We start from the raw sequence: 10,311 nt of genomic DNA on the forward strand, positions 1-10,311 counted from the left end.
AAGTGCGACTGGCACTTTGGTCACACAGAAAGCACAGCCGACGCGAAATGATGTGGCGTTTGTGTGGCGACGAAGCGGGCCGCCGCCGGAAGGTCGATGAACGTGGCCGGTCCGCGCTGGACCATGCGGGCGATCTCGTAGGCGACTTGCGCGGGGTCGCACGAATCGACGGACACCCCCAGGCGATGCTCGCGGGTCAGGCGGCCGACCAGGCCGTAATCCTGCGCCAGCACGGGTCGGCCGTTGACCGCAGCCCACATCAGCACGCCGCTCGATCCGACGAACTTCTGATACGGGGCGAGGATGACATCGCTTCGTCGCACAAGGGCTGCGAGCTCGCTCCTGTCCAGGCGACGATCATCGATGCGCAGCCAGAGATCGGGACGCTCCCGGGCGAGGGCCTCCCGGCGGCGCTCGAGGCGCTCGCGCAACGGCGGGTCGACCTTGCCGGCAAACAGCACGGCGATGCGCGACGTTATCTCTGGCGGCAGCAGCAGCAGCGCATCCAGCACCGCGAGCGGTCCCTTGCGCTCGGCGAGATAGCCGAACAACAGGAAGCCAACCCGGCCGGCCGGGACGAAATCGCCTGAATTGTCGTTTACCGCCGGGGCCATGCGGGGCGGGCAGGGCTCGGGGAGAGGCGCGACTTTCTCGCCCCCGCGATAGTAGGTTCGGGCATGGACGGGAAAGAACGGGTCGAGGGTCAGGACGCGCTCGACGGCGGGATTGCGCAACATCAGAGGGTAGAGCACCGACTTCTGGAGGTCGCGCACCCGATCACCGAGGCTCGGGCGATAGGGTCCGATCTCGCGGTAGTGCACCGACGGCCTGAAAAGGACGCCCGACAGGCCCTTGCCACCGGCGCCGAGACCAAGGGCCAGGGGCAGCGACAGGAGATCGATCGTCAGGAAGAGCCCATGTTCGGCGCCGGTCTGGCGCAGATACTTGCGCATCGTCCACCAGCGCCAGAAGCCGGCCCGCGCCAGCGGACGTCCAATGCAGCGCCGCGACTCGTTCGCCGGCAGGGCCACGATCCGGATGCGATCGCGCGCGTCGGCCGGAAGCAGGTGCGCCAGCGGCGTGCACAGTCCCTCGGCCACGACCAGCCAGAGGCGGAGGTCGGCGCGCTCGGTAGCGGCCAGGCGAACGATGGCGTCCAGCCATTCGAGCGTATGGCCTTCGGCCTCGGGCTCGAAGATCAGGATCTCGCGCGGCTTCTGTTGCGCGACCGGCAGGTTATCGGGCGACCAGGGCATCGAGTCGTCTCGCGAAGCTCCCTCGGATCAACCGCTCGGCGAGGTGTCCCCCGACGGCCCGGCCATGGCGGCCCAGCCCACCGGCCGGGTCGCCGGCGACGGGCGCGGGGCCGATCAGCCCCCGCTCGTCCCGACGGGTGACGAGCAGGGTGCGCGACGCCCGGCTCATGGCCTCAGCCGTAGGTCGCCTTGATCGGCCGCGAATATTCGTAGAACGGATCGCGATGGCCATAGCGGCGGTACTCCTTGGACACCACGCGCGAGAGCACCACGCCGGCCACGTCGCCCTGGGCATCGATGATCTGCTTCAGCGCCTCGACCACGGCGTCCTGCCGCGTGTGGCCCCAGCGGACCACGAACGCGACCTTCTCGACGAGCCGCGACAGCGCCAGCACGTCGGCCGTGACCAGCGCGGGTGCGGTGTCCAGAATGACGAAGTCGTAGTGCGGCGTCAGCGCGTCGAGCAACTGGCGCATGCGATCCGAGCTCAGCAGATGGGCCTGGGCCGGGCTCCAGTTGCCGGACGGCAAGACGTCCACACCCGACAGCGCATCGTGATGGATGAGATCGTCCAGCACCACCGACTTGTCGCCGAGCAGGCTCGCCAGGCCGTCGCGGTTGGAGCAGCGGAAGATCTGATGCAGCCGGGGGCTGCGCCAGTCGCAGTCGATCAGCAGGACGCGCCGCCCGTTGCTGGCGAGGAGCCGGCCGAGCGAGGCCACCATCACCGACTTGCCCTCCGCAGGCGTCGCCGAGCTGAACAGCATGGTGCGGGGCGACGAGGCGGCCTGGGAGAGCTCGATTCCGATCTGCACGCGACGCAGCGACTCGCTGTAGGGCGAAGTCGGGTGGCGCAGGACCTGCATGGCGGGCGGCACGCGGCCGGACAGCTGTGGCACCATGGCCAGCACCGGCAGTCCGGTCAGTGCTTCGACCTGGTCGGCACGGCGGAAGGTGTGGTCGCCGCTCTCACGCAACAGCGCGATGGCTGCGCCGATCAGGAAGCCGCCAACCAGCCCGAGGAAGGCGATCAACGACTTCGGCGGGAAGCCCGGCGCCTCCGGCGGCGCCGCCGGCGACACGAGCTTGGCGTCGGCCTGGAGGATGGCCTCGGCGCCGTTGCTCTGCTTGGCGCGATTGAGCATCGCCTCGAGCAGGTTGCGGTTGACGGTCGAGTCGCGCTCGAGCGCATCGAGCTGGATCGAGGCGTCGTTGACCGTGCCCATCTTGTTCTTGAGCCGCTCGAAGTCCTGGCGGACCGCCTCGTAGCGGGCATCGGCAGTGCGCGCCTCGCGCGCGAGGCCGTCGACGGTCTTGGCGATCTCCGCCGCGATCTTGGCGCGCGCGTTGGCGACCTCGGCGCGCGCGTTGATCATCGCGGGATAGCGCGGGCCATACATCGCCCCCATCTCGGCCATCCGGCGCTCGGCATCCGCTTCCTGCTGCTTCAGCGACGCGATCAGTGGCGACTTCAGCACGTCGGGCACGCTTTCGTTGCCGAGGCCGCTCTTGCTGAGCGACTGCGCCTCGTTCAGGCGCGAATCGGCTTCCGCCTTCGCGGTCTGCGCGGCGATGAGCTGGCTGTTGAGCTCGGTCAGCTGCTGGGCGGTAACGTTGCTGCTCGAGCTCTTGTACAGGCCGTGGCTGCGGCGATAGTCCTCGACTGCCTGGTCGGACTTGCGGACCTGCTCGCGCAGCTCGTTGATGCGGTTCAGCAGGAATTTGTCGACCTTGTCCATCGTCGCGATCTTCTCGGCGCGCTGGTAGTCGAGGTAGGTCTTGGCGAGCGTGTTGGCGATCGCCGCGGCCATGTTGGGATCCTGCGAATCGGCCTTGATGCTGAGCACGTACGACCGGCCGAGCAACGACACGTCGATATGCGACAGCAGGATATCGATCAGCCGGTTGTCGCGCTTGCTGAGCGCCTGGTCGGGGGGCGGGGTGCCGGCGGCCGGCTTGGCATGCAGGCCGCTCAGCCAGTCCTTGAAGCCCTCGGGCAGCCAGGCGCTCAGGCTGAAGTTGCGCGCCCAGAAGGACGGCTTCTGCAGCTCCGGATTGAAGTTCGGGTCGGTCGCGAGGTGCAGCTTGTCGATCACCTCCTTGGCCAGCGTGCGCGACTGCAGGACGAATCCCTCGTTCTGCACCCGCTCGGCGTCCGGATTGGTGTCGGTGATGATCGCCTCGGCGCTGAAGACGCGCGGGTTCTGCACGCCCACCTGCACGCGCGCCTCGGCGACGTAGTAGGACGGCAGCGACCACGCGACCACACCCGCGATGCCGCCCAGGATGACCGTACATGCCGCGATCATCCGCCGATGGCGCCACAGCTTGCGCATCGTTTCGAGCAGGCCCTCGTCGGGCGCGACCTGCGGCCGAAGGATCGGCGCAGGCGCGGGTACGGGGGCGGCGACGAAACGCTCGGTGCTGGGAACCGCCCGCAGCGAAGGACGCCGCTGCGGGAGACGGGGATAATCGTCGGGCATGTGGGCAACCATCAGAAGTAGCGCTCGCGTACGATGACCGTATCGCCAGGCTGGATTTCACTCTCTTGGGTGGCGGCAACGCGCACGATCTGGCCGTTGACGCGCCGCTTGATATAGAAGCTCGACATATTGGCGCGATAGGTCTCACCGCCCGCCGTCGAGATCGCCTGAAGCAAGGTCAGGTCGGTGACGAACGGGTAGCTGCCGGGCTTCTGCACCTCGCCGACAACGTAGAAGGGCCGACGGGTCGACACCTCGACGCTGACGCTCGGATTGTGCATGTATTGCGGATCGAGCTTGTTGGCGATCGCCTGCTGCAGCTCGCGCGGGGTCATGCCGTTGGCATCGACGTTGCCGATCAACGGAAAGGCCAGGACGCCGTTGCCGTCGAGCTGGAACTCGCCGGTGAGGTTGGGCTGGCCGAACACGATGATGCGGGTGCGGTCGTTCGGGCCAAGGCGATAGTCGGCCGAATTGGCCTGCGTGCCGCCGCTGGCATTCGGCGCGAGGTTCAAGCTGCCGGCCGCGGCGGAATTGTCCGGCACGATCGGCGTGGGATCGTTGTAGCCGCAGGCACCGAGCGCCAGCGTGGCCGCGATGGCGCAGCATCGCAGCAGTAAGGTGGTGGAAATCGAACCTGACGACATAGTCGTTACCTCCAGGAGAACGGACGGGATACTCGAAACCCTAAGACGCACGCTGCATGAATCGCTGTGACCAATCCGGGACACTCGATCAGACGCGGCCGTAGGTATCTTCGATACGCACGATGTCGTCCTCGCCGAGATATGGACCCGATTGCACCTCGATGAGCTGCAGCGGCACCTTACCCGGATTTTCGAGCCGGTGCTCGGTGCCAATCGGGATGTAGACAGATTCGTTCTCGCGCACGAGCATGCGCTCCTCGCCGCGCTGCACCATCGCGGTGCCGTGGACCACGACCCAGTGCTCCGCCCGGTGGTAGTGCTTTTGCAGGCTGAGCTTGGCCCCCGGCTTCACGGTGATGCGTTTGACCTGGAAGCGTGCCCCGGCGTCGACCGTCCGGTAGTTGCCCCAGGGGCGATAGCCGGTCGTGTGCTGGTCGGGCTCGGTGCGGTTGCGCTTGCGCAGGGTGGTGACCAGCCCCGAGACCCTGGTCGCGGAGTCGGCATCCGCCACCAGGACCGCATCGTCGGTCGCCACCACGACCACGTTGTCGAGGCCGACCGCGGCTACCAGGCGGCCCTCGGAGCGGATGTAGGAGTTCTTCACGTCCTGGGCGAGCACATCGCCATGCAGGACGTTGCCGTCGGCGTCGCTGCGGCCGATGCCGCGCAGCGCGTGCCAGGAGCCGACGTCGTTCCACGCCATGTCGACCGGAACGACCGCGGCGCGCGCCGTGTGTTCCATGACGGCATGGTCGATCGACAGGGCCGGCGCGTCGGCGAACGGCGCACTGCCCAGGCGGAAGAAGGTGAGGTCCTCCCGGCCGGCCCGCACGGCGCGTTCGCAGCAGTCGAGCATTGCCGGATTGATGCGGGCAAGCTCGTCGAGATAGGAGCGGGCGGAGAGCAGGAAGATGCCGCTGTTCCAGTAGAAGGCGCCGCTCGCGAGGAAGCGTTCGGCGGTGGCGCGGTCGGGCTTCTCGACGAAGCGGTCGACCTCCAGCACGCCGGCCGCATTGGCGAGCGGCTGGCCGGCATGGATGTAGCCGTAGCCGGTGTCCGGCCGGGTCGGCTTGACGCCGAAGGTGACGAGGCGACCGGCCTGCGCGGCGGCCAGTCCCCGCATGACCGCGCTGTGGAAGGCGGCAGGCTCGGCGATGACGTGGTCGGACGGCTGCACCAGCATCAGTGCGTCGGGATCGCGCGCCAGCAGCCAGAGCGCGGCGGCCGCGATCGCCGGGCCGGTGTTGCGGGCGTGCGGCTCGAGCAGGATGGCCTGGGGTGCGACGCTGACCTCGCGAAGCTGGTCGTCGACCAGGAAGCGATGCTCCTCATTGCAGATCAGAAGCGGGGCGGCGAAGCCGACATCGGTCAGGTTGCGCGCCGCAGTCTCCTGCAGCAGCGTGTGCTCGCTGACGAGCGGGAGGAGCTGCTTGGGATAGGCGGCGCGCGAGAGTGGCCACAGCCGCGTGCCGGCGCCGCCCGACAGGATCACGGGATGGATCTGCGCCGACCCTTGCTGCTGAAATTTCGCGAGACCGGTATCTGTAAGTGCGTCCATGACGCGAAGCTATGGAGCGGCGCGCATCGCGGCCAGTGATCAAATTGTGCTTTGCCTTAAGGATTTTCCCGCATCATTCGTCATTACGTGGCAACACGATGGCGATGGCCAGACCGCCGCCGATGCGATTGGTCGCGCGCACTTGCCCGCCAAGCGCTTCGATGTTCCTTCTCACCATCCAGAGACCAAGGCCGGAATGTGGCTGCCGCTCGCCGTCGATACGGTTGGGACGGGACGAAAAGTAGCGTTCGAAGATGCGTTCGATCTTGTCGTCGGGAATGCCCGGCCCTTCGTCGTCGACCTGCAGCTCGACCCAACGGTGGCCCTGCGTCAGGGTGAGCACGATGGTGCCGCCGCGCGGCGAGAAGCTGGTCGCGTTCTCCAGCACGTTCTGGAGCACGATCTCGAGCATGCCCTTGCCGGCCTGCACCCAAACGTCGTCATCGAGCCGGCGGATCAGGCGGATGTCGTTGGCCGCCATGATCTCGCGAAAGTTCAGCGTCGCCTCGCCGACGATCTGGGTGAGGTTGGTGGGAACGCGCGGCGCCTCGATCAGGTCGGCGGTGTTGTTGTCGAAGCGCTGCGCCGCGACCACCAGGCCGAGGAGCCGGGCAAGCGACGAATCGATGATCTCGAGCGCGCGCCGCGCCCGCTGGTCCTCCTGCGAGACGGCACGGCGCACCGGGCTCAGCGACGACTGGATGGCGGCGATCGGCGTCTTGAACGAATGGGCGTTGTCCTCCGCGGACTGGCGGATCTGCTGCGACAGGCGCTTCAGGTCGAGCACCAGCTTGTCGAAACCGCGCGCCACGCTGGCGAGCTCGGGCACGACGTTGCGCTGGGTGAAGGCGTAGTCGCCGATGCGGCCCTGGCCGATCTCGTTGGCGACGTCGCGGAAGCGGCGCAGGCTCAGCCAGATGCTGACGGCGGCCAGCACGGCGAGCACCGCGAGCACGAGATAGATGATCGCAGCCACGCGCACCGCGCGCGTTTCCCAGTAGGGCCGGCCGATCGAGGTGTTGAGGAACTCCGACGTGGTGTGCGTCGAGGTGAGGACCCAGCAGCCGTTCTTGGCCTTGATGGGAATGATCGAGGTGAGCAGCTCGACCTTGCCGTTGGGCTGGGTGTAGCGGATCTCGTCCGAGGTCTCCCACATGCACGCCTCGCCGAGCCGCTTCAGGATGCCGCGATGGGCGAGCTCCTCGAGCTCGGGCGCCACCTCGTCCGGCCGGATCGCGGGCGAGGAGGCGACGAAGTAGAAGCCGACCGCGCCCTGTTCCTGCCCCGGCTGAGCCTGCGGCTGAAGCATGAGCTTCAGGACGGTGCCGTCGCTGGTGTATTTGGCCAGCTCTTCGTTCAGGGCCGCGCTGGCGCCCGTTTCCGTCTTGCGCAGGACGGGCGCCAGCGCATACCCAATCAGTTTGCTGCGATCCTGTATGGCGCGGGTGACGAGGTCGCGCATCTGCCGGTCGGCGCTTTCGAACTGGCCATAGAGGACGATGGGAAGTGCGATGAAGATGCCGACGAGGGCGACGAGCTTGAGGGTGAGCGAGGCACCGAATTGGCGCGCAGTATCGCGCCAGTTACGACGAGGAAGCCGAGGAGCCTCCCCAGCGGTAACCGAATGAGGGGTAGTTCTCGATGGCGTCGAAGTTGGGATCGACGAGTCGGAACTTGTTTCGTATTCGCTTGATCGATGAACGGACATTGGTTCTATAGCCATGTTCGCCGCTCCCAGCGATAAAGCCCACGTGATGCATGCAGTCGTAGACCGCACGGTAGGTCACGTGGCTGCCGATATTCGACGCGAGCAGCCGCACGATGTTAAATTCGGTAAGGGTTAAATTGACGTCGTTATCATCCCAAAATGCGCGGCTGACGCGTGGCTTCAGCATCAAACGGCCGCAGTGAAGAGTCTCGTCGACCGCCAGTTCGCGCGGCCGTTTGGCGGATTCTACTATAAGACGCAGGCGCTTGGCGAGAATTGGCACGCCCCGTGCCTTGTCGACGAAGTCGAGGGCGCCGCGGTCGAAGGCGAGATTCTCGTGCGTCGGTGACGTGCGCCCGGTCAGGAACACGACAGGCAGCAGGACGCCCTCGCGCCTGAGGCGGGGCAGCAGGTCGATGCCGGCGAGCGACGGCAATCCCCAGTCGAGGACGATGACGTCGGCGGCCATGTCGCCCTCCACGATCGAGGCCAGCATGGCCGTCCCGTCGGCGAAGCTCGTGACGTCGAAGCCGAGATCCATCAACTCGGCTGAAGCTGCTTCGCGAAAATCGTCGTCGTCGTCGACAAGGATGAGGCGAACGCGCTCCTCGGCCGCGGCGCTATCCGCCGGACTGGCCGTGGGCCCTGAGCTGGGCCAGGCAGGCGCGATTTCCTTCATCGGTGTTGTCATCGCTCTTAACCTCGTAAGCAAGAGTTCCGAACTGACGCGTCTGAACGTCCGGGTAGAGCTGGACGTCGAGCGTGCACTTCCCATCGCGATATCGCCAGGTTTTGCCCGGCGCGCGTTCTTCTACTGTCGTCGGGGGGCCGAACAGGGCGCGAACCTCGCCCTCGCTTTTGCCGATCAGGTTCACTGGCGGCAGATTGGCAGTCTCCGTCGACGGCTCGATCTTGTTGTCCGTCGAAGGGCTTGCGTTGGACGGCGGCGATGCCGGTTGAGCCTGCGAGGCAGTTTGCGCCGCCGGGGCCGGCGCAGGCTTCGCGGGCGCCGGACGCGCCACCGTGCGTTGGGGATGCGGCTTCAGCGGATCGGACGAGACGAGGCGGTTGAGGTCGTTGCGTGCGCTGCGGGCGACGTCGCAGCCCGACAAAAGCAGCAAGCCAACGACCAGGGTCTGCACACACAGACTCTTTCTTCTCATCCAATTGCTCTTTCCCCGCATACCGGCCATTCCAGGGAACGCTGCCAAAGGCAATGCGGTTGCTCACTCGCACGAGGGCGAGCCAACACGCCGCAGGCCGATGTCGGGTTCCTGGTCCCCGAAGTTTTGTCTCAATGTTGCGCTGCGGCAACACCTTAGCTGACAAAGGTAACGCTATCACAAAAAGGCCACGGGTTCTGCCATCCTGCGCACAGGGGGCATACTTGACACAATTTCGCCTAAGTGTCGGTCACGGTTTCTTTCAGCTACTATGACGGAAGTTCGTACCCGATAGCCGCTTCGACCTCGATCGTGCGTTGCACGGCAGGGCGTGCGCTCATTCGATCATGGTGCGCGAAAAGAATTCCGAACTTTCCGGCCGCCGGGCCAAGCGATCTCGCCATGCGCCAGAACAGCCGGAACAGGTGGATATCGACGATCGAGAAGGCGCCCAACGCCCACTCGTTCGTGCCGAGCCTGCGCTCGGCGATCTGCCAGACCTCGCTGGCGTGCGCGAGCCCCATGCGTCGCGCCGGATGAAGCGTCGAGGCGATGAACGACATCCACGATACGGCCTGGGCCTGCGTTTCGTCGTCGTCGGGCAGGAGCCTCGCCTCGGGATAGCGCCGCGCAAGATAGAAGAGACAGCCTGCGACCTCGGTGAGCGGCCGGCCGTCGATCAGGAGCGTCGGCACCTTGCCCGCCGGATTGATCGCGAGGAAGGCCGGCGTCCGCGTCTCGCCGCGCGCGAAGGAGAGAGGTCGCGCCTCGAACGGCACACCGATCTCGTTGAGCGCGATATGCACCGCCATCGAGCTGCTGCCAGGCGCGAAATAGAGCACGAGCGAAGTCATCGGAATTTTCCAAAGATCATCAGAGCGCGCCATCGGAATAGCGCGCTCCTCCGAGTCACGCCCGACGCAGCAGATCGTCCTCGGACGCTCCGGCCTCGTAGTCGGCGAGCATCCTGTCGGCGTCGAACAGCACGCCGATCGGATTTTGCGCGAAGCGCTCGGTGTCGAAGTAGCCCGCTGCTTCTTGCTTGGTGCGGAAGGCGTCGACCTGCAGCTCGACCTGATTGCCGTCGGGATCCCTGTAGTACATCGAGACGGTCGGACCGTGATTGATGGTGCGGACCGGCAGGATGCCTTCGCCCTTCAGCCGGCGATAGGTCGACAGCAATTGGCCGAGGTCGGCCAGCGTGTAGGCCACATGGGCGAGTCCCCAGCTGTCGTCCGGCGCCTTCTTGAGCCCCGGGACCTGCACGAAGGCGACACGGTGATGCTCGTCGTCGTAGGTGATGAAGGCGATGTACTCGTTCTCGAACACCAGGCGGGCATTGAGCACCGTCTGGTACCACTTCTTCAGCGGCTCGCGGTTGGCGGTGCGCAGCACGAAGTGCGCGAACAGCGAGGGCGACACCGGCTTGCTGTCGAGCGGACGACGAACCTTGTCGGCGTGAGAGTCCATGACCGCCTCCGTCAGAGGAGATGCGC

General features: G+C 66.3%; 9 protein-coding genes. All 9 read right to left on the reverse strand.

Going from position 1 to position 10,311, the window contains the following annotated elements; genetic code table 11:
* Window positions 1-20: 20 nt before the first annotated feature.
* Window positions 21-1,256 (reverse strand): glycosyltransferase, encoded by a 1,236-nt coding sequence (locus tag VH499_RS21540; protein WP_332054819.1) that lies wholly within the window; start codon window positions 1,254-1,256, stop codon window positions 21-23.
* 173 nt (window positions 1,257-1,429) lie between these two features.
* Window positions 1,430-3,739 carry a polysaccharide biosynthesis tyrosine autokinase gene (locus tag VH499_RS21545; protein WP_332054820.1) on the reverse strand — a complete coding sequence of 770 codons (2,310 nt, stop codon included), beginning with the start codon at window positions 3,737-3,739 and terminating at the stop codon, window positions 1,430-1,432.
* An 11-nt stretch (window positions 3,740-3,750) separates the two neighbouring features.
* Window positions 3,751-4,386 carry a polysaccharide biosynthesis/export family protein gene (locus tag VH499_RS21550; RefSeq protein ID WP_332054821.1) on the reverse strand — a complete coding sequence of 212 codons (636 nt, stop codon included), beginning with the start codon at window positions 4,384-4,386 and terminating at the stop codon, window positions 3,751-3,753.
* Between the two features lie 88 nt (window positions 4,387-4,474).
* Window positions 4,475-5,944, reverse strand: a complete 1,470-nt coding sequence (locus tag VH499_RS21555) for a mannose-1-phosphate guanylyltransferase/mannose-6-phosphate isomerase (RefSeq protein WP_332054822.1) — start codon at window positions 5,942-5,944, stop codon at window positions 4,475-4,477.
* A 73-nt stretch (window positions 5,945-6,017) separates the two neighbouring features.
* Complete coding sequence (locus VH499_RS21560; RefSeq protein WP_332054823.1) at window positions 6,018-7,406, reverse strand: HAMP domain-containing sensor histidine kinase; 1,389 nt, start codon at window positions 7,404-7,406, stop codon at window positions 6,018-6,020.
* A gap of 121 nt (window positions 7,407-7,527) precedes the next feature.
* Window positions 7,528-8,331, reverse strand: a complete 804-nt coding sequence (locus VH499_RS21565) for a response regulator transcription factor (protein ID WP_332054824.1) — start codon at window positions 8,329-8,331, stop codon at window positions 7,528-7,530.
* Window positions 8,273-8,794 carry a hypothetical protein gene (locus tag VH499_RS21570; RefSeq protein ID WP_332054825.1) on the reverse strand — a complete coding sequence of 174 codons (522 nt, stop codon included), beginning with the start codon at window positions 8,792-8,794 and terminating at the stop codon, window positions 8,273-8,275. The genes VH499_RS21565 and VH499_RS21570 overlap by 59 nt, the downstream gene beginning before the upstream one ends.
* Before the next feature lie 290 nt (window positions 8,795-9,084).
* The gene (locus tag VH499_RS21575; RefSeq protein ID WP_332054826.1) at window positions 9,085-9,669 is read right to left on the reverse strand and encodes a glutathione S-transferase family protein; all 585 of its coding nucleotides are present in this window, start codon (window positions 9,667-9,669) and stop codon (window positions 9,085-9,087) included.
* A gap of 55 nt (window positions 9,670-9,724) precedes the next feature.
* Window positions 9,725-10,311: VOC family protein (locus VH499_RS21580; protein WP_332054827.1), on the reverse strand; the 587-nt coding region annotated here is incomplete at its 5' end.

This window comes from Reyranella sp., from assembly GCF_036558665.1.
Taxonomy (GTDB): domain Bacteria; phylum Pseudomonadota; class Alphaproteobacteria; order Reyranellales; family Reyranellaceae; genus Reyranella.